Raw genomic sequence first — 20,236 nt, forward strand, 5'->3', positions numbered from 1 at the left:
GCCTCGGCTCAGCGGGGCAGCCAGAACTCGACCTCGGTGCCGTCGCCGGGGCGACTGTCGATCGTCGTCGTGCCGTTCAGGTCGGTGATCCGGCCGCGCATCGACTGGGCCACGCCGAGCCGCCCGTCACGTTCCGCCTCGGCCAGCCGCCCGGCGGGGATGCCGGCGCCGTCGTCGCGCACCGTGACCCGGACGCCGTCGGTCTCGTCCTCCAGCAGGATCCAGACCCGCGCGCCGTCACCGGCGTGCCGGCGGACGTTGTCCAGGGCCGCCCGCACCGCGGCCACCAGCTCGGTCGCCTTCGCCCCGGCCAGCGGGACCGCCTCGGCCGGCGTCGCCACCTCGACCCCCGGTGCGGCCAGCTCGGTCAGCGCGGCTCGCAGGTCGGCCCGGCTGCCGGGACGCGTGTCCGGGACCAGGGTGCCGCCACCGGCCAGCAGCTTGCGCAGCGCCGCCTCCTGCTCGCCGGCGAGCGTGGCCAGCTGCGAGCCGCCGTCCTGCCGCTGGACCATGGCGAGGACCTGCAGCACGCCGTCGTGGATCGGGCGGGCCAGGCGGTCGCGTTCGGCGGCGGCCGCCTCCCGGCGGATCTGCTCGGCGCGCTTGCGGTCCGCCCAGCGCTCGGCCAGGTAGTGCGCGACGCCCAGACCGCCGGCGGCGGCCCCCGTGACCAGCATCAGCAGGGCGGACGTGGTCAGGTGCGACTGCGCGTTGAGCACCGACGAGGCCGGCAGACCCGTCCGACTGTCCAGGTAGGTGGCCTGCAGGGTCTGCAGACCGGCCACCGACATCACCCCGGCTAGCGGCCCGAGCGCCACCGGGACCGCACCGCGCGGCGCCAGCGGGGCAGCGGCCGCGGCGGCGACCGCGGTGCCGGCGGCGACCGTCAGGACGATGATGATCAGGGCCGGGATCACGCGGTACTGCTCGGCCAGGCGCTCCGGGTGGCCGGTCGTGGCGGCGTACGCGATGAACAGGGTCGTGGCGGCCGCGACGGTCAGCGTGCCGGCCGCCGCCACCCGCCACCGGGTCGCCGCGGCCACCCCACCGATCGCGATCCCGGCGGCCACGCCCAGGATGCGGGCCGGGCTCGGGGTGAGCTGCAGGGCGTAGATCGCCAGCCCCAGCGGGGCCGCCACCGCTGCCTGCACGATCGCGACGGTCATCGTGCCGCCCAGCGACCACAGGCCGCTGAGCGCCGCGAGCCCGGCGGTGAGCACCAGCGTGATCGCGCCGACCATCGCGACCTCGGCGTACTGATGCCGCTGCAACGCGCCCGCGCTCACGCCCATCAGCGCGGCGACGTCCGAGGTGGACAGGAACGAGAGCGGCACGGCGAGCGCCATGGTCAGGGTCCCGGCCAGCGGCAGTCGCACTCGCTGCCACGACCGGGGCGAGCCGGCCGCCGGACCGTCCGCGGCCGGGTCCGCGCGCCGCAGCCGGGTGAGCGCCACGAGGGTACCGGCCGCGCCGATCCAGACCAGGCCGGATCGCCAGTGCAAGAGGTAGGAGGCGCCGTTGCCGTAGTACGGCGACACCGATCCGAACAGGACCGATCCGAACAGTCGTGCCCCCAGCGCCAGCCCGGCCAGCGCCGCGCCCAGCCCGGGCGCGCCCTCGCGCAGCAGGCCCTGCGCGCAGGCCAGCACCCCGACCAGCGCCGTCGCCTGCGGCACGAACTGCAGACACAGCTCCGCGAGGTAACCGGAGCTCCGTGGGGCGATCAGCGCCCAGCCGGCGGTCAGGCCGCCGATCGCCAGAAGGTACGGCCACCGGCGCACCAGGCACAGCGACACCCCGACCGCCACGATCGGCGTGAGGACGAGTGCCCACTCGGTGCCATGGAACTCACGGCCGTGCCCGATCGTCGCGAACAGCGGCAGGCCGCTCGACACCGTCGACGGCGTCGAGGCGAGCAGCAGGCAGCCGCTCAGGCCGGCCAGAAGCGCGGGCCGCCGGCCGGTCCAGGTATTCACGGCGCCGAGCATGTCAGATCGAGAACGGCCATCGTCTCCGCCCGGCGGAACAGGGGACGGCCCCGGGCGCCGCGGGTGGCGGCGCCCGGGTCGGGCAGGCGCGGGGGACGACCGCCGGGGCGGTACTCGAAGTGCCACCACTCGTTGTCGTACACCCGGTAGAGGCTGTGCAGCGCCCCGTGCCGCTCCAGCCACCGCGCGCCCTCCGTGGGCCGCACGTCGATCGCCGTCCCCGCGACGTGCCGCGACTCCTCCGGCGGCAGCGCCCACCGCCGGGCCTCCGCCACCGAACCCCAGCGCCGCACCTCGGCCAGGTAGATCGCGGTCTGCGTCGCCCGGTCGCGGTACCCGGAGGTGAGCCCGAGCAGCACCCCGTGCTCCCACAGCGCCCGGGTGCGGGCCGCCTCGAACGCGGCACGCGTGTCCGGGGTCAGGCCGTCCAGGCACTCGGCGGGGAAACGCGCGGCCAGCGCCCACCGGCAGGCGGTGTGCCGGGCGCGGCCGGGCGTGGCCAGCGCGGCCACCGGGGCCAGCGCGAACGCCAGCATCCGGGTGGCCGCCGCGTAGACCGGGTCGCGTCGCCGGGGCGGCTCGGCCGCGGCCCGGTCGGTGTCGTGCTCGTGCATGTACTCACCCTCGCGGTCCGCGCGCCCGGCTTCATGAGTAGAAGTACTCAGATCCTTCTGAACGGCCGGCGGGCCCTCGGCGTACACGCTGATGTCGGGAGTGGACGACACGGGGAGTGGCAATGGGCGACCTGCACCTGGAGCCGGAGGTGGTCGAGCGGTGTGGTGACCGGCTGGCCGCCGCCGGCGCGGCGGTCGATGCGCAGTCCCGGTCGTTCACCGGGACCCGCGAGCTCGCCGCCGCGCACCCGGGCATCGCGTCCGCGCTCACCCTGGACTTCTGCCGCCGCAACTGGTCCGACCGCATCGAGAGCCACGGCACCGGGATCCGCCTTCTCGGGGACAATCTCCATTTCGCCGTACGGGAGTATCAGGCGGCCGACGCCCGGCACGCCGCCCTGCTCCGGGGCCACAGCCGGGTGCCGGGTGAGTGACATGGTCAGCATGGCGCAGCTTCGCGAGCTGGACGTCGCCGCGTGGCACAACGGCGCGAGCGAGTGGAAGGCCCGGTACACGAACCTGCTGTCGACCGTGCACGACCTGCATGACAACGTGGACCCGCAGTTGTCGGCGGGCGCGTGGACCGGACCGGCCGGGGAGGCCGCGCTCGGCCACCTGCGCGGCCTGACGACCGGGCTGGAGATCGACGCGCTGGAGTGCCAGGCGGTGTCGCTCGTGCTCTCCGGGCTCACGCACGCGTTCCGGATCAGCCAGAACAGCCTGCGCAGCGCGCTCGGGGCGGCCCGCTCGCAGGGCTTCCCGGTCGGGGAGGACGGGGTCGTCGGGATGCCGGACACGGCGATGGCGCGGCACGACCCGGAGTACGCCGAGTCCTGCCGTGACCAGCGAGCCCTCCTGCAGAAACTGCTCCAGCAGGCGGTGGACGCGGCGACGGTGGCCGATCAGTTGGCGTACGTGATGCTCGACCAGCTCAGTCAGCAGACCTTTCGGACCGACGTCGATGCGGCGCTGAACGAGGACGTCGGGATGGCGTCGAAGCTGGAGATCGACCTGATCGCGGCGACGGTTCCGGCCGGAGGCCCGGACGCGGTGGCGGCGTGGTGGGCCGGGCTGCCGCCGGAGGATCAGCAGACGTTGCGGATGGCGGCGCCGTGGGCCCTGGAGAACCTGAACGGCATCCCAGCCGACGTCCGCGCAGCCCTGCACGGCACCGGCACCTACGACCGGGCCGGCGCTGCGAAGTGGGCGATCGGGCACTGGAACGACGCCGAGGCCAGCTATGACATCTTCGAGAACAATTGCACGAATTTCGTCTCGGCGACCCTGGCGGAGGCGGGCATGAAGGAGCAGGGTGGCTACTGGTCCGGCGACTCGTGGTGGGAGGGTCCGCAGACCGGCAACAAGTTCATCGATGTCCATGGTGGTTCGCGGTCGGCGAGCTGGGCGCAGGCCCCGGAGTCCTATGAGTTCTGGAGCAATCATGGCACCGAGGTGACCACGGACCAGGCGGAACCCGGCGACATCATCTACTGGGAGACGCCGGGCGCGGGTGGCGGCCCGGGGGACGTGCACCATTCGGCAATGGTCACCGCCGTCGTCGACGGGGACATCCGGTACACCCAGCACAACATCGATCAAGTCAATGCGTCTCTCGGCGCTCGCGGCCCGATCGGGGCGCTCGACGGGGGACACGACGTTGTTCATGTGGTTCGACCTGGATCGGACGGGTGAGGCGATGAGTACAACGGTGGGCCGCATCGGCCGTGGTGAGTTGCTGATCGGCGCCGGCGCGGCCGCGCTGGTCGCCGGCGCCCTCCTCATCTGGCCGTGGACGCTGATGGACAACGACTATCGATCGGCCTGGGGCACGGTCTGCAAGGGCTCGCAGGCACCTGAACCGGAGATGTCGCCGGCGGAGCTGCCGCTGGGGTTGGTGTCCACGGCGCTGTTGGTCCTGGCGGTTGTACTTCTCGTGCTCGCCTTTCGCCGGCTCGCCGGGCGGGGATTGCGGGTTCTCGCCGGGGCGCTGCTCATCGCCGGGATACTGGGCACGGTGCTGGCAGGCGCGTTCCTGCTCGTCGGCGTGATATTGCGAATTGATGCCGGGCCGGTGGACTGCTTCGGTTGACGTACGCGCCGAGCCGTTGATACTCGTGAGTAACAATGGCTGGAAGGCTGGTGAGACGTCATGGTGGACGTGGATCGCACGGCATATCGCACGTGTCCGCTCTGTGAGGCTGCCTGTGGCCTCGAGCTCAGCATCGCCGGCGACACGCTGGCCGCCGTCCGCGGTGACCGCGATCACGTCTTCAGCCACGGCTTCATCTGCCCGAAGGGTGCGACGTTCGGGCAGCTCTCCGGCGACCCGGACCGGCTGCGTCGTCCGCTGGTGCGCCGGGACGGGCAGCACGTCGAGGTTTCCTGGGACGAGGCGTTCGCCGCTGTCGAGGCGGGCCTGCGGCCGATCATCGAGGGGTACGGCGGGCAGGCCGTCGCCGCGTACCTGGGGAATCCGAACGTGCACACCATGGCCGGTGGTCTCTACGTCACGCCACTGCTCAAGGCGCTCGGCACCCGGAACGTCTTCTCCGCCAGCACTGTCGATCAGATGCCGAAGCACGTCTCGTGCGGCTACCTGTACGGCAGTCCGCTGGCGATCCCGGTGCCGGACCTGGACCGCACGGACTTCCTGCTGATGCTCGGCGCCAATCCGTGGGAGTCGAACGGCAGCCTGGCGACGGCTGCGGACTTCCCGGGCCGGCTGAAGGCGATCCAGGCGCGCGGGGGCCGGTTCGTGGTGGTGGACCCGCGGCGGACGCGGACGGCCGAGCACGCCGACGAGCACCTGTTCATCCGGCCGGGCACCGATGCGTTCCTGCTGTTCGGGATCGTGCACACGCTGTTCGCGGAGGGGCTGACCGATCTGGGGCGGCTCACGCCGTACGCGCAAGGGGTGGATGATCTCGAAACGCTCGCGAAGGACTTCTCGCCGGAGGCGGTGACCGGGATCTGCGACGTGCCGGCGGAGCGGATCCGGGGGCTGGCGCGTGAGCTGGCCGCCGCCCCGACCGCCGCGGTCTACGGGCGGATCGGAACGTGCACCGTCGAGTTCGGCACGCTGACGAGCTGGCTCGTCGACGTGGTGAACGTGCTGACCGGGAACCTGGACCGGCCCGGCGGGGTGATGTTCCCGCTGGCGGCGCACGTGCGGCGGTCCGCGGGAGCGGGTGGGAAGGGCTTCACGACCGGGCGCTGGCGCAGCCGGGTGCGCGGGCTGCCCGAGGTGAAGGGCGAACTGCCGGTCGCGACACTGGCCGACGAGATCGAGACGCCGGGGGAGGGGCAGGTCCGCGCGTTCCTGACGGTCGCCGGGAACCCGGTGCTGTCCGCGCCGAACAGCGGGCGGCTCGACCGGGCGCTGGCCGGGCTGGACTTCATGGTCAGCGTCGATCCGTATCTGAACGAGACGACCCGGCACGCGGACGTGATCCTGCCGCCGCTGGACGCGACGCAGAAGGGGCACTACGACTTCTCGTTCCTGGCCCTGGCGGTGCGGAACTTCGCCGCCTACTCGCCGCCGGTGTTCCCGGCCGACCCGGGCGGGCTGGACGAGTGCGACATCCTGGCCCGCCTGATCCTGATCGTTTCCGGTCAGGGCGCCGGAACCGACCCGGCGGTGCTGCACGACCGGATGCTGGCGCAGGCGTTGCAGCGGGCCGGGCTGGAGGAGGCGGCCGGGGACGGCCCGGCGGAACGGCTGCTGGACGTGGCGTTGCGGTCCGGCGCGTACGGCCTGTCGCTCGACGACCTGCTCGCGGCCCCGCACGGCGTCGACCTCGGCCCGCTGCAGCCCCGGATCCCGGAGGTGCTGCGCACGCCGAGCGGCATGATCGAGCTGTGCGCGCCGCCGCTTGCCGAGGAGGCCGCGCGGCTGCGGGCGGCGCTGGACCGGCCGCGCCCGGGGCTGGTCCTCATCGGCCGGCGGCATCTGCGCTCGAACAACAGCTGGATGCACAACGTGCCGGCGCTGGTGAAGGGCCGGTCGCGCTGCACCCTGCAGGTCCACCCGCTGGACGCGGACCGGCTCACGCTGGCCGACGGGCTCGCGGCGCAGGTCAGCTCGCGGGCCGGGTCGCTGGCCGCGACGGTCGAGGTGACCGACCGGGTGATGCCGGGCGTGGTGAGCCTGCCGCACGGCTGGGGGCACGACCTGCCCGGCACCCGGATGACGGTGGCCGCCGAGCATGCCGGGGTGAACTCGAACATCCTCACCGACGACCTGGTGATCGACCCGCTGTCGGGCAACGCGGTGCTCAACGGCATCCCGGTGGAGATCGAACCGGCGTGATCATCGTGCTCCCCGACGTTCTCACCACCCTTCGAGAGGATCTCTGAAACAGTGCTGTTCAACCCGAACACGGCCGACTTCGCGCAGTTCGACGACGAGACGCGCCGCCTGCTGCGCGCCACCGTCGACTTCTTCGAGGAGCGCGGGAAGAAGGCGCTGATCGAGCGCTACATCAACCGCTCCTGGTACGACGACTTCCTCGCCTTCTCCGCGAAGGAGGGACTGTTCGCGACGTTCCTGACGCCCGGTGGCGGCGACAAGCGCTGGGACACCGCGCGCAACGCCGTGCTCAGCGAGATCCTCGGCTTCTACGGCCTCGACTACTGGTACGTCTGGCAGGTGACCGTTCTCGGTCTCGGGCCGGTCTGGCAGAGCGCCAACGAGGTGGCCCGGGCCCGCGCCGCCCGGCTGCTCGACGAGGGACACGTGATGGCGTTCGGGCTGTCCGAGCGGGCGCACGGCGCGGACATCTACTCCACCGACATGGTGCTCACGCGCACCGGCGAGGGCTATGTCGCCAACGGCACGAAGTACTACATCGGCAACGGCAACGTCGCCGGGCTCGTGTCGGTGTTCGGCAGGACCGAGGACGGCTACGTCTTCTTCGAGGCCGACAGCCGCCACCCGGACTACCACCTGATCAAGAACGTCGTGAACAAGCAGATGTACGTCAGCACGTTCGAGCTGCGCGACTACCCGGTGCGCGAGGAGAACGTCCTGCACACCGGTCAGGCCGCGTTCGACGCCGCGCTGAACACCGTCAACGTCGGCAAGTTCAACCTGTGCACGGCCGCGATCGGCATCTGCGAGCACGCCATGTACGAGGCGGTCACGCACGCCCACCAGCGCATCCTGTACGGCAAGCCGGTCACGAACTTCCCGCACGTGCGGCGCGAGCTGACCGACGCGTACGTCCGGCTGGTCGCCATGAAGCTCTTCAGCGACCGTGCCGTGGACTACTTCCGCTCGGCCGGCCCGGACGACCGCCGCTATCTGCTGTTCAACCCGATGACGAAGATGAAGGTCACGACCGAGGGCGAACGGGTCGTCGACCTGATGTGGGACGTGATCGCGGCCAAGGGCTTCGAGGCCGACACCTACTTCGACAAGGCGGCGATGGACATCCGCGGCCTGCCCAAGCTCGAGGGCACGGTGCACGTGAACCTCGCGCTGATCCTCAAGTTCATGCCGAACTACCTGCACGACCCCGCCGACTTCGCGCCCGTCCCGACCCGGCACGACGCCGCCGACGACGAGTTCCTGTTCCGGCAGGGCCCCGCGCGTGGGCTCGGCTCGATCAAGTTCCACGACTGGCGGATCGCGTACGACCGTTTCGCGCACCTGCCCAACGTCGCCCGTCTCCGGCAGCAGGCCGACGCGCTGTGCACCCTGGACGTCGCGAAGGAGCAGCACGCCGACCTGGACTTCCTGCTCTCGGTCGGGCAGCTGTTCGCCCTGGTCGTCTACGGGCACCTGATCCTGGAGCAGGCCGAGCTGACCGGGGTGGACGCGGCGCTGCTGGACGAGATCTTCGCGGTGCTGGTGCGGGACTTCGCGCAGTACGCGACGGAGCTGCACGGCAAGACGACGACCACCGACGAGCAGGCCGCGTGGGCGCTCGCCCAGGTGCTGCGGCCGGTCGCTGACGAGGCCCGCACCGCGGCGGTCTGGGAGCAGGTGCTGTCGCTCGTCGGCGCGTACGAGATGCGGCAGTAGAAAACGCCATGAGTCGGCCGCGTACGAGATGCGGCAGGTGAAAGACGCTATAAACAGGCATGGCCGTTGACCTGCTCGACGTCGTCGGTGCCGAACGGGCGCCCGGCGACCTCGCCGCCTACTTCGACGAGAAGGGGGAGCGGCGGTTCACCGGGCGCCGCTTCGACGGGTTCGCGGACGGCGGGGACCTGCCCGCCGTCCGCGACGTGATCACCCCGCACGACCTGCTCGCGGTGCAGGCGCTCTCCGCCGTGATTCCCGCGGAGACCATGTTCGACCTGCTCGACGGCGATCTCGGCCGACAGGTCGGCGCCTTGCTGGCCCGGGTGCCGGCCGATCTGGAGCTGGGCACCCGCGACGCTCGCGGGCACGTCGGCAACCAGAGCGCGATCTCGGAGGCCTGGGCCCTGCTGCGGGATCAGCGCGATGTCGGGTTCGTGCGGGCCGGCAAGCTGATCGCCCGCAAGCGCCCGCATCTGATCCCCGTCTACGACCGGGTGATCCGCTGCCTCTACGGCCGTCCGCAGCAGGTCTGGCTGCGGCTGCACGACCGGCTCGCCGGGGACGGCGCGCAGCTGCGCGGGGCGCTCGCCGCACTGCGGACCCGGGCCGAACTGCCGCCCCGGATCAGCCTGCTGCGAGTGCTCGACGTGGTGCTGTGGATGCGCCACCACGAGGAGCATCGCGAGCAGGACTGCCCGGGGTTCGGCACGGTCTCGCTCGACCGGATGCACCCGGACCCGCCCGGCATGTGACCCCCTTCACGTGACGGCGGTCACGGTCTACCGTTCCGGCATGTCCACCCCGCCGGTGGCCATGTCGAAGGAGGCGACTCCATGGACCCCTCGCTCGCCCGGCGGTGCGCCGACACCGCACGAGGCCTGACCGTTCCCGCCCTGCTGCACCGCAACGCCACCGAGTCCGGCGACCTGCCGGCCCTGAGCACTCTGGACCCCCCGGGCACGCTGACCTGGCGCGAGTTGCGCGACCGGGTGGCCCGGTTCTCCCGTGGACTGGCCGGCCTCGGGCTCGGCGCCGGCGACCGGATGTTGATCCTGATGTCCAGCCGGCCCGAGCACTGGATCGCCGACCTGGCCGCCGTGCATCTGGGCGCCATCCCGTCCACCGTGTACGCGACGCTCGCTCCGTCGCAGCTCACCTACGTGGCCCGGCACAGCGGGGCGAAGATCGTCGTGGTCGAGGGCGAGGCCGAGCTCGCCCGCTGCGCCGAGGCCCTGGCCGCGCTGCCGCAGCTCGAGCACGTCATCGTGCTCGACGACGCGCTCACCGGGGATCGGCTGGTCAGCTTCCGGGAGGTGGCCGCCCACCCCGCGGACCCGGAGGCGTTCGACAACCAGTGGCGCGATATCCGGCCCGAGCAGCCGGTCACGCTGCTGTACACGTCCGGGACCACCGGCGATCCCAAGGGCGTGGTGCTCACCCACCACAACGTGATCTACCAGTGCGTGGTGCTGGAGGCGACGGTCGAGATGCCGGATCACGCGGCATCCGTGGCGTACCTGCCCCTCGCGCACATCGCGGAACGGATGCTCAGCGTCTACAACGCGATCTACCGGGCCGGGCACGTCACCATCTGCCGCGACCCGGCGCGGTTGCTCGCCGGGCTGGTCAGCGTGCGGCCGGTCACGTTCTTCGGCGTGCCGCGGATCTGGGAGAAGATGGTGGCCGGCATCCAGGCGCAGCTCGCCGGGGCCGATCCAGCCGTCCGCACCGCGGTGGAGACCTCCCGCGAGGTGGCGCTGCAGGCGTACCGGCTGCGCGGCGCCGAGCAGCCCGTGCCGCCCGAGCTGCAGACCCGGCTCGACGTGGCCGACACCCGGGTGCTGCGGCCGTTGCGGGCCAAGCTCGGCCTGGACAACGTCGTCTGGCCGGGCAGCGGGGCGGCGCCGATCCCCGTCGAGGTGCTGCTCTACCTCGCCGGGATCGGCATCGACGTGCTGGAGGTCTGGGGCATGACCGAGACGACCGGCACCGCCACGATCAACACGCCGGAGCACTTCCGGACCGGAACCGTCGGGCGGGTCAACGCCGGCATGGAGCTCAGAATCGCCGAGGACGGGGAGATCCTGGTCCGCGGGCCGCTGGTCTGCGCCGGGTACCTCCAGCCGGACGGCAGCGTCGCGCCGGTCACCGACGCCGCCGGATGGCTGGCCACCGGGGACGTGGGCACCCTCGACGCGGACGGCTTCCTGACGATCACCGACCGGAAGAAAGAGCTGATCATCAGCTCCGGCGGGAAGAACATCGCGCCGGCCCAGATCGAGAACCTGCTCCGGGCGCATCCGCTGATCGCGCAGGCGGTCGCCGTCGGGGACCGGCGGCCGTACGTCACGGCCCTGATCGTCCTCGACGACGAGACCACGCCGAGCTGGGCCGCGCGGCAGGGGATCACGGACACGTCCCTCCCGGCACTGTCGGTGAACCCGGCGCTGCTCGCCGAGATCACCATGGCGGTGGCCGCCGCCAACGGCCGGTTGTCCCGTCCCGAGCAGGTGAAACGCTTCCACGTCCTGCCGCACGGGTGGACGCCGGAGAGCGGGGAGCTGACCCCGACGCTGAAGCTGCGGCGGCGGGTCGTCCACGACCGCTACGCGGAGGCGATCGGTGACCTCTACGCCGGGGAGCAGCAGGTGGCCTCCGCCGGATGACGTCCGGCTTGCGGCGGGCGGGCAGGATGGCCCGGTGATCGGAGATCGGGTCCACGTGTCCGCCGCCGCGGTGGCTCTCGTCGTGCTGCTCGCCGGGTGTGCGCGACCGGTGGGAGAGACGAGTACGGGAACTGTCGAGGCGGCTGACGGCGTGTCCGTCAGTGTCCCTGCCAGCTCGCCTCCCGGTGTGGCGGCCAGCCCGCCGCCCTCGGCGGCGGCCTGCCCGCCGGAAGGGGTGCGCGTGGCAGTGGGGGACGGGGACGCCGCGGCGGGCCTGCGGGTGCTCGGCGTGACGCTCACCAACTGCGGCCGGGGCACCTACCGGGTCGACGGCTACCCCGTGGTGCGGTCGCTCGACGAGGACCGCGCGGTTCTCGACGTGAACGTGCTGAAGGGTGTCGAGGAGATCACCGGGTCCGTCCCGGACTGGAGCGGGCCGCCGAAGCCGGTCACCTTGAAACCCGGCCAGCGGGCCACCACCGTTGTGGCCTGGCGCAACACCTACGACGACATCCGGAACGGGCCGGTGACCGTGAAGTATCTGGAGGTGGCGCCGCTGGCCGGCCGCCCGGCGCAGGTCATCGCCCCGGACGGCGGCCTGGACCTGGGCAGCACCGGCCGGATCGGCGTCAGCCCGTGGCGGCTCGACCCGAACGCCTCGGCGTCGACGGCCCCGGCCCGGCCGGTGCCCTGAACGGCCGGGGGAACGTGGCAGGGGCCGCGGTCAGGTGAACTTGCGGACGACGCGGCGGGCGGCCCGGGCGGTGGCCTCGGGCAACGGCGACCCGGTGCCGTTGCGGCGGGCCGGGAGCGGCATCGGCTTGCCCCCACCGGTCCCGCCCGAGTACGCCTCGGCGAGCCGGGCGGCGACCGCCTCGCGGCCGTAGCGGTCGTTCAGCGTGTCCCGCGCGCCGGGCAGGTCCAGCGCGGCGAAGCGCGCCTTCAACCGGTGGTACGCCTCGACGATCACGGCCGGGTCGGTGGTCGGCTCGAAGACCGCGCCCGCGGTCTCCTGCAGCCCGGCCAGCGTCTCGGCCGGGCCCTCGCTCAGCGCGACCAGGACCGGGGTGCCGGTGGCGACCGCCTCGACGATCGTCATGCCGAACGTCTCGCGCACGCTGGCGTGGGTGAGCACGTCGTGCTCGTGCAGCAGCGCCGAGACCTGGTCCGGCTCGACCGGGTCGCGCCGGGTGACGCGGCCGGTCAGCCCGGCAGCCCGCACCCGGGCGTCGATCTCGGCGGCGAGCGGGCCGGTGCCGACCAGTGTCAGGGTGGGCGCCGGGTCCTCGGCGGCGACCCGGGTGAACGCGTCGAGCAGGGTCAGCACGCCCTTGTGCTCCATCAGGCGGCCCAGGTAGAGCCAGCGGTCCGGCGCCTCCGGCGGCTCGGGCCGGACCGTGAACGTGCTGAAGTCGATCGCGTTCGGCACGACCTGCAGCTTCGCGGCGTGACCGGGGAAGTAGCCCGCGACCTGGGCGCGCAGGCTCTCGCTGACGCAGAGCAGGGCGTCGGCGCGGTCCAGCATCTCGGCGTAACGGCGCTGGGCGCCCGGCTGGGCGAAGACCTTGCTCAGGAACGTGGAGTGCTCGGTCACCACGACCCGGGCGTCCGGGCGGGCGAGCCGGGCGGCCACCACGCCGGCCATGATGCCGGTGTGCGCGTGCACGACCGGGGCCTCGATACGGCCGGTGGGCAGGGCCGCTTTCAGGGCGGCGGTCTGCTCGTCGCCGTACGCCAGATAGTCGCCCCCGGCCGGGGTCGGGACGGCGACCCTGGTGACCTCGGCCTCCGGCTCGTCGAGGACGACGGCGTTGCCGGAGCGGACCGCCTGTCGTTCCGCGGCGACGCCCAGCAGCTGGCCGCGCAGGCGCCCCGGCGGGTAGAACCAGCTCTGGGTGTGCAGCACCGAGACGCGCGTGAAGCGGTCGCGGACAGCGGCGGTCGACGCGCGGACGAACGCCCCCGCGAACGGGTCGTCGGGCGACGGGTACCACGGGGTGACCACCGCCAGATCGGCCGGGGCGGTTTGCCGGTCCGGCTCGGGGGAAGGTTCGAGGCGGACGTCCATGCCGTAGACCGCGGCGAGCGCCTCGGCGTCACCCGCGTAGGTGACCTCGGCCTTCCCGGCCAGCCGCCGGGCCTCGGCGCGGGACGTCACCGGGCGCAGTTCGACGGACTTCGGGACGGATACGGTGTCCCAGGCCGGATCGTCGACGCGGACGAGAGTGACCGTGTGGCCCTCGGCGGCGAGCCGGGCGGTGCAGGCGGCGGCTGCGCGGAGTCGCCGCGTTCCGAGAGCCAGGTAGGTGATGTTCATAGTCATCCGGGGAGGGGGTTAGGTGAGCAGAAGTCGTCCAGCAGGTGTACGGGGACCCTTGTTGATCTCCTGGCCCCGGGGTGACCGTACACTCGCGCCATCATGAAGGTTGTCATGCTCGTCGACAACGGGGTGCACGGCGACTCGCGGGTCCAGAAGACCGCGCGGTCGGCGGCCGAAGCCGGTTGGAACGTAACCCTCCTGGGCTGCTCGCCCGACAACGCCGAGCACCACTGGCGGATAGGTGAGGCGCAAGTGCGCCTGCTGCCGATGGGCGGTTCCGCCGGTGGCGGTGGTGGCGGTGGCCTCAAACGCAAGCTGGTCGAGCGGGGCGGGCTGCCGCTCGCGATGGCCCGCAAGGCGCGCCGGCCGGTCGAGCGGGCACAGGTCCGCTACTGGCTGAACAAGGAGGGCGACCGCGCGTGGCGGCGCCTCGAGCCCGGCCTGTGGAACTACGAGCGGGCGTTCGGCAAGGTCATCGACGAGCTGGCGCCGGAGCTGATCCACGCGCACGACTTCCGGATGCTGGGCGTCGGCGCGCGGGCCAAGCAGCGTGCCGCCGAGGCCGGACGGGACGTCAAGCTGGTCTGGGACGCGCACGAGTTCCTGCCGGGCGCACGGCCGCGGCGCGACAACGCCCGCTGGCTGCCGGCGCATCTGGCCTACGAGCGCGAATACGTGCCGTACGCGGACGCGGTCGTCACCGTCTCGGAGGCGCTCGCCGAGCTGCTCCAGAAGGAGCACAACCTGGCCCGTAAGCCGGGCGTGGTGCTGAACGCGCCGGCCCGGACGGCCGACGAGGGCGTGCCCGACCTGCGGGCGCTCTGCGGGGTGGGCCCCGAGACGCCACTGCTGGTGTACAGCGGCTCGTCCAGCCCGCAGCGTGGCCTGGACACGATCGTGGAGGCGCTGCCGTCGCTGCCGGGGGTGCACCTCGCGCTGGTCGTGCAGGATCCGTCGGCGCCGCACATCACCGCGCTGACCGCGGCCTCCGACCGGGTGCACGCGGTGCCCTACGTCCCGGCCGACCAGGTGTTCCGCTTCCTCGCGCCGGCCGACATCGGGGTGATCCCGATCCACCACTGGCCGAACCACGAGATCGCGCTGATCACCAAGTTCTTCGAGTACTCGCACGCCCGGCTCCCGATCGTGGTGAGCGACGTGAAGGCGATGGCCGAGACGGTGCGTGCCACCGGGCAGGGCGAGGTGTTCCGTGCCCGGGACGCGGCCGACCTGGCGCGGGCGGTCCGCGCTATCCTCGCTGACCCGAAGCGCTACCGGGCGGTCTACGACGGGCCGGACAGCCCGTTGACCGGCTGGACGTGGGAAGCGCAGGCGGCCCGGTTGAACACCCTCTATCAGGAGCTGTTGGCATGAGCGAGCTGGCGAGCGATTCCTCCGGCTCGGCCGGAGCACCTGCGCCACAGCCCGGAGACGGCCCCGACGTCACCGTGGTGGTGGCCGTCTACAACACCATGCCGTACCTGACCGAGTGCCTGAACTCGCTGGTCCGGCAGACCATCGGCGCGGGGCGCATGCAGATCGTCGCTGTCGACGACGGCTCCACCGACCGCAGCGGCGCCGAGCTGGACCGTTTCGCCCGTCGCCACCCGGGGCTGTTCACCGTCATCCACCAGGAGAACTCCGGCGGCCCGGCGGGGCCGTTCAACCGCGGCATCGAGGCGGCGACCGGCCGCTACGTGTTCTTCATCGGCGCCGACGACCTGCTCGGCCCCCAAGCGCTGCAGCGCCTGGTCGCGGCGGCCGACGAGTACGGCTCGGACGTGGTGCTGGGCCGGGTCGTCGGCGTCAACAGCCGCCACATCTACCAGGACATCTACCAGCGCAGCGAGCCCGACCTGGACCTGTTCGACTCGCCGCTGCCCCGGTCGCTGGCCAACACCAAGCTGTTCCGCCGTGAGCTGCTGGAGCAGCACACGATCCGGTACCCGGAGGACATGCGGATCGGCAGCGACCTGCCGTTCACGCTCGCGGCGTGCTTCCACGCCCGCAGGATCTCGGTGCTCGCCGACTACGACTACTACTTCGCGGTACGCCGTTTCAGCGCGACCAACATCACGTACCTGAGCCGGCACGGCCTGCGCATCGAGACCGTGGACAAGATCGTCACGTACGTGGCGAACCTGATCGAGGCCGGCCCCCGCCGCGACGCGATCATGGTCCACCGCTTCGATCACGAGGTGGCCCGTCTCCTCGAGGACGACGTGCTGAAACTCGACCGGCCGACCCAGGAGCAACTGCACGCGACGGTGGGGCGGCTCGCCGAGGCGTACCTGACGGACTGGATCGCCGAGCGGCTCGGCCCCGAGACCCGCATCCGGCTCGCCGTCGCCCGGCACGGTCAGCTCGACGACCTGCTCGCCGTGATCCGGCAGGACGCCGAGGCGGGCGTGCCGCCGACCGTGGAGCGCGACGGCCGCCGCTACGCCGCGTACCCGGGCTTCGGCCGGCTGCCCGACGCGTGCTTCGACGTGACCGACGTGCCGGACTGGGACGCCAAGCTCGACGCGACGTCCTTCGCGTGGGCCGACGACCACCTGGTGATCACCGCGACCGGCGGGCGGCCGCAGAGCGTGAGCGCGGAGGAGATCCCGGCCTCGGTCACCGTTCGCGAGTCCGACGTGCTGATCCGGCTGGACGTGGCCGAGGTGCTGGCCCGCAGCGGCGACTCCGGCCAGCGGCGGGCGGTCTCGGCGCAACCGGGCCCGTTCGACCCGGCGCACGCCCTCGGCGCGCAGACCGCTACCGGCGCCGCCGGGGCGGCGGCCGTCCGCGCGGCGCGCGCCCGGATGCCGCGGCCGCTGGTCCGGCGCCGCGGTGGCCGCATCTTCGCGATCGCCCCGACCGTCGACGAGTCCGGCCGGCTGATGATCTCGGTGGTGCCGCTCACCGCTCGCCGGGTGTTGTCCCGCCTGCCGCGCCCCTCCCGCCTGAAGCGGGCCGCCGGCTGAGCACGGCGTCGCGCAGTTTGCCGCGCAGACCCGGCGGCAGCGCCCAGATCTGCAGGTAGGTCAGGTAGTCCACGGCGCCGGGACGCCCGTTGCTCCGCGCCTCGGCGAGCACCTCGCGGAACACCGCGAGGCTGCGGGTGGTTGCGGCCATCGAGGCGAGCACACTCATCGCGAACGCCGCGTACGCCCGCGGGGTGAACAGCGGACGGCTCGCCCGCAGCCACTCCAGCTGCTCGCGCCACGGCATCTCCAGGCTGATCCGCTCGCGGTCCTCGTCCTGGTGCCACAGGACGAGCGGCTCCGGCGCGAAGATCAGCTCGACGTCGTCGTGCCGGGTGGCGCGCAGCGTCCAGTCCAGCTCCTGCTGGCGGCGCAGGCCGACGGTGAACGGCACCCGGCGGAACAGCTCGGTGGGGGCCAGGATCGTGGAGGTCTGGATGAAGCCGTCGCCGTAGAACAGGCCGCGGCGCACGGTCAGGTACTCGCTGAGCGGCTCTCCCGGCGTGGGCAGGCGGCGCGGCATGATCGAGTCGGCGCGCGGCGTGCGGTTGATCAACCGGCTGGCGATGATCGGCGTGGCGGCCCCGGCGGCCCCGGCGGCCCTGGCTTGCTCGGCCAGGCGCAACTGCACGGCCAGCTTCTGGGGCAGCCACTCGTCGTCGTCGTCGAGATAGGCCGTCCACTTCCCCCTCGCGCGCTGGGCGCCGACGTTCCGGGCGTTCGGCGCGCCACCCCGCTCGGGCAGCACCTCCACGCGGACCCGCTCGTCGCCGAGCGCGGCCAGCGCCTCGACGGTCGCGTCGTCCGGGCCGTCGACCACGACGACGACCTCAAGGGACGGGTGGGTCTGTGCGAGCGCGCTGCGGACGGCGCGGGTCACGAGATCGGGGCGGAAGCGGGTCGGGACGACCACGCTGACGTCCGGTTCGGCGAGCATCATCCGAACGTAGAGGGCGGGCCGTGCCGGGCGGGTGCACCACGCATGGTGTGTCCGCGACGCGCGTCGCTCCTCCGGCTGGTTCTGGTGGGCGTTATTCGGGACGAATAACGCCCACCAGAACCAGCCGGAGCGGTGAGCCGCGCTGCTTGCCTGGCCGGTCGCGGGCCTCGCGTGGGTCCTTGTGACCGCGACCACCCACGGACGTCGCCCTTGCGGGGTGAGCGTTCTGGGCGCGCCAGCGCCCTGCTCGGCCCGGAAGGGTCCCCGCGGGAGCGGCGGTCCGGACCACGGCGGAGATAGGCAAGGAAGACCTTGATCTCATCTTGTTGCGTGGCCGGATCCCTGAAAAGTCCTCGGATCCTGCCGATCTTGTCCGATCTTTATCAGGACGGGACCGGGGAGGGCATGGGTGACGACGTTCGGGCGGCTGCGGCGGGATCCGGTCCTGCTCGCGCTGGTAGGTCTCACACTGCTCGGCTGCGTGCTGTTCTTCGCGCTGGACGGCCGGACGCTCGACCAGGTCCGCGTCTACTGGGTGGCGCAGGTGCCGCTCGACGCGGCGCTCGCCTACGGCGGATGGCGGCTGCGGCAGCTCGCGCATATCCGATTCCGCCGCTTCTGGTCGATGATCAGCTTCGCCGGCGCCTGCTTCGCGGCCGGCGACTCGGTCCAGGCCCTGCAGACGCTGATCGCGCCCGGCTCCCCGTCGCTGGACGGTGGCGCGGTGCAGACGATCTTCTTCGCCATCGGCATGAGCAGCAACGTCATCGCCTGCCTGATCTTCCCGCAGGGGCTGACCACGCTCCGCGAGAGATTCGTCTTCTGGCTCGACGCGACCACCGTCCTGGTCGGCGGCGGCGTCGTGGCCTGGTGCTTCGCGTTCAACCCGGTCGCCGGCGGTGACGTGAACCGGGTCAACGACAGCGTCACCGCGGCGCTCGTGCTCGTCGCGACGTTCTCGGCGACCAAGGTCGCGCTGGTCCAGTCGCCGCCGATGCGCCGGATCGCGGCGTGGCCGATGGTCTGCGCCGCGATGGTCCAGGGTGTGGCCACGTTCCTGCCCGGCGACTTCCAGACCCTCGAGCATCCGTACGTCTTCGTGATCCGCCTCGCCCCGTCCCTGCTGATCGCTCTCGGACCGTGGATCCAGCAGGTGATCGTGCGTTCCGGCGAGGCACACCAGCCGGTCAAACGACGGCCGTACAGCCTGCTGCCGTACGGGATGATCGGCATCACGTTCGTCGTCTTCTTCATGATGTTGCCGGAGACGACCAGCTCCCAGATGTACGGCGCGACGGTCGGCGTCGTCGTCATCACGTGCCTGGTCGCCGGGCGGCAGCTGGTCGCGTTCCACGACAACTCTCTGCTGCTCGGCCGTCTCGACACCGCCATGCAGGAGTTGCGTGACCGGGCGTCCTACGACGGGCTGACCCGGCTCGCCAACCGCACCCACTTCGGCGAGCTGATGCGCGACAGCCTGATGCGCGACTGCGACGGCAACGGCGCGGTGCTGCTCATCGACCTCGACGACTTCAAGACGATCAACGACACGATGGGGCACGCGTCCGGTGACACGCTGCTCGTCGAGGTCGCCGTCCGGCTGCGGGCCGCGGTGCGCGCCGACGACGTGGTCTCCCGGCTCGGCGGCGACGAATTCGCGGTGCTGCTCCCCGGGGCGAGCCCCGACGTGGCCGGGCGGGTCTGCGCGGAGATCCTGCGCCGCCTCGCCGAACCCGTCGAGATCCAGCACCACACGATCGTCACCCGGGCCAGCGTCGGCGTCACCCAGGCGCGGCCCGGCGACGACCCGCAGACGCTGCTCAGCAACGCCGACATCGCGATGTACGAGGCGAAACGTCGCGGCAAGGGCATGTGGGTGGCGTACACCGAGGAGATGGGCTCCCGGATCAGCGCCGAGGCCGTCCTCATCCGGGAGATGAACACGGCCATCGACGAGAACGAGTTCAGCCTGGTCTACCAGCCGATCGTGCGGTTGTCCGACGAGCGGATGACCGGGGTCGAAGCGCTCATCCGATGGAACCACCCGACCCGCGGGACGGTGTCGCCCGCCGAGTTCATCCCGATCGCGGAACGGACCGGGCAGATCGTGGCGATCGGGCGGTGGGCGCTGCGCGAGGCGTGCCGGCAGGCCGCGGAATGGCGCTCGGAGCTCCCCGGCCCGTTCACCGTCGGTGTCAACGTGGCCGGGCGGCAGCTGCGGGACCCGGAACTGGTCGCTGACGTGGCGGCCGCGCTCTCCGTGAACAAGCTGCCGCCCGAAGCGCTCAGCATCGAGGTGACCGAGACCGCGGTGCTCGACGACGAGGAGTCGAACGCGGCGCTCGTGGCGCTGCGCGGCCTCGGGGTGAAGCTCGCCCTGGACGACTTCGGGACCGCGGCCTCCTCGCTGGGACTGCTGCTGACCTGCCCGGTCACCACGCTGAAGCTGGACCGGTCGTTCGTCGAGTCGATCAACACGGTGGGGCGGCAGTCGGCGGTGGCCACGGCGGTCAGTCAGATGGCCTCGGCGCTCGAGCTGGGATCGGTGGCGGAGGGGATCGAGACGGCGGAGCAGCGGGATCTGCTGCGGAGCCTCGGATACCAGTACGGGCAGGGCTACTACTGGTCGCGGCCGGTCCCGCCGGGGCGGATCGTCCAGCTGCGGGCCGCGGAACGCTCACCGGCCGCCGTCTGAGCCGTTCCGCTGTGCC

General features: G+C 72.3%; 15 protein-coding genes. 11 read left to right on the forward strand and 4 right to left on the reverse strand.

Going from position 1 to position 20,236, the window contains the following annotated elements:
• Window positions 1–8: 8 nt before the first annotated feature.
• A complete protein-coding gene (locus tag Acy02nite_RS46375; protein ID WP_239174432.1) occupies window positions 9–1,976 on the reverse strand; it encodes a sensor histidine kinase in 1,968 nt (655 codons plus the stop codon).
• Window positions 1,973–2,602: a D-alanyl-D-alanine carboxypeptidase family protein gene (locus Acy02nite_RS07940; protein ID WP_203739170.1), complete on the reverse strand. Its 630-nt coding sequence runs from the start codon at window positions 2,600–2,602 to the stop codon at window positions 1,973–1,975. Before Acy02nite_RS07940 ends, Acy02nite_RS46375 begins: the two co-directional genes overlap by 4 nt.
• 122 nt (window positions 2,603–2,724) lie before the next feature.
• On the opposite strand from Acy02nite_RS07940, the gene Acy02nite_RS07945 reads away from it, so the two are divergent.
• The 8 genes from Acy02nite_RS07945 (at window position 2,725) to Acy02nite_RS07980 (ending at window position 11,990) form a co-directional block, all read left to right on the forward strand.
• Window positions 2,725–3,036 (forward strand): hypothetical protein, encoded by a 312-nt coding sequence (locus Acy02nite_RS07945; protein WP_203739171.1) that lies wholly within the window; start codon window positions 2,725–2,727, stop codon window positions 3,034–3,036.
• A 10-nt stretch (window positions 3,037–3,046) separates the two neighbouring features.
• Window positions 3,047–4,294 carry an amidase domain-containing protein gene (locus tag Acy02nite_RS07950; RefSeq protein ID WP_203739172.1) on the forward strand — a complete coding sequence of 416 codons (1,248 nt, stop codon included), beginning with the start codon at window positions 3,047–3,049 and terminating at the stop codon, window positions 4,292–4,294.
• Window positions 4,266–4,691 carry a hypothetical protein gene (locus tag Acy02nite_RS07955; protein WP_203739173.1) on the forward strand — a complete coding sequence of 142 codons (426 nt, stop codon included), beginning with the start codon at window positions 4,266–4,268 and terminating at the stop codon, window positions 4,689–4,691. The genes Acy02nite_RS07950 and Acy02nite_RS07955 overlap by 29 nt, the downstream gene beginning before the upstream one ends.
• A 60-nt stretch (window positions 4,692–4,751) precedes the next feature.
• Window positions 4,752–6,911 carry a molybdopterin oxidoreductase family protein gene (locus Acy02nite_RS07960; RefSeq protein ID WP_203739174.1) on the forward strand — a complete coding sequence of 720 codons (2,160 nt, stop codon included), beginning with the start codon at window positions 4,752–4,754 and terminating at the stop codon, window positions 6,909–6,911.
• 51 nt (window positions 6,912–6,962) lie between these two features.
• Window positions 6,963–8,627: an acyl-CoA dehydrogenase family protein gene (locus Acy02nite_RS07965; protein WP_239174434.1), complete on the forward strand. Its 1,665-nt coding sequence runs from the start codon at window positions 6,963–6,965 to the stop codon at window positions 8,625–8,627.
• 59 nt (window positions 8,628–8,686) lie between these two features.
• Window positions 8,687–9,382, forward strand: coding sequence for a DUF6308 family protein (locus Acy02nite_RS07970; protein ID WP_203739175.1), 696 nt, complete (start codon window positions 8,687–8,689; stop codon window positions 9,380–9,382).
• A gap of 81 nt (window positions 9,383–9,463) precedes the next feature.
• Window positions 9,464–11,296: an AMP-dependent synthetase/ligase gene (locus Acy02nite_RS07975; protein WP_203739176.1), complete on the forward strand. Its 1,833-nt coding sequence runs from the start codon at window positions 9,464–9,466 to the stop codon at window positions 11,294–11,296.
• Window positions 11,297–11,483: 187 nt separating this feature from the next.
• A complete protein-coding gene (locus Acy02nite_RS07980) occupies window positions 11,484–11,990 on the forward strand; it encodes a DUF4232 domain-containing protein (RefSeq protein ID WP_275407291.1) in 507 nt (168 codons plus the stop codon).
• Between the two features lie 30 nt (window positions 11,991–12,020).
• Here Acy02nite_RS07980 and Acy02nite_RS07985 read toward each other — a convergent pair whose 3' ends face one another.
• Window positions 12,021–13,619, reverse strand: coding sequence for a glycosyltransferase family 4 protein (locus Acy02nite_RS07985; protein WP_203739178.1), 1,599 nt, complete (start codon window positions 13,617–13,619; stop codon window positions 12,021–12,023).
• A gap of 108 nt (window positions 13,620–13,727) precedes the next feature.
• Between Acy02nite_RS07985 and Acy02nite_RS07990 the strand changes: the two genes are divergently transcribed.
• Both Acy02nite_RS07990 and Acy02nite_RS07995 read left to right on the forward strand, forming a co-directional pair.
• Window positions 13,728–14,990 carry a glycosyltransferase family 4 protein gene (locus Acy02nite_RS07990; protein WP_203739288.1) on the forward strand — a complete coding sequence of 421 codons (1,263 nt, stop codon included), beginning with the start codon at window positions 13,728–13,730 and terminating at the stop codon, window positions 14,988–14,990.
• A gap of 98 nt (window positions 14,991–15,088) precedes the next feature.
• Window positions 15,089–16,585, forward strand: coding sequence for a glycosyltransferase family 2 protein (locus tag Acy02nite_RS07995; protein WP_239174462.1), 1,497 nt, complete (start codon window positions 15,089–15,091; stop codon window positions 16,583–16,585).
• Here Acy02nite_RS07995 and Acy02nite_RS08000 read toward each other — a convergent pair.
• The gene (locus tag Acy02nite_RS08000; RefSeq protein ID WP_203739180.1) at window positions 16,521–17,522 is read right to left on the reverse strand and encodes a glycosyltransferase family 2 protein; all 1,002 of its coding nucleotides are present in this window, start codon (window positions 17,520–17,522) and stop codon (window positions 16,521–16,523) included. The genes Acy02nite_RS07995 and Acy02nite_RS08000 overlap by 65 nt on opposite strands.
• Before the next feature lie 412 nt (window positions 17,523–17,934).
• On the opposite strand from Acy02nite_RS08000, the gene Acy02nite_RS08005 reads away from it, so the two are divergent.
• The gene (locus Acy02nite_RS08005; RefSeq protein WP_203739181.1) at window positions 17,935–20,220 is read left to right on the forward strand and encodes a putative bifunctional diguanylate cyclase/phosphodiesterase; all 2,286 of its coding nucleotides are present in this window, start codon (window positions 17,935–17,937) and stop codon (window positions 20,218–20,220) included.
• The last annotated feature ends 16 nt before the right edge of the window (window positions 20,221–20,236 follow it).

The organism is Actinoplanes cyaneus (assembly GCF_016862095.1).
Classification (GTDB): Bacteria; Actinomycetota; Actinomycetes; order Mycobacteriales; family Micromonosporaceae; genus Actinoplanes; species Actinoplanes cyaneus.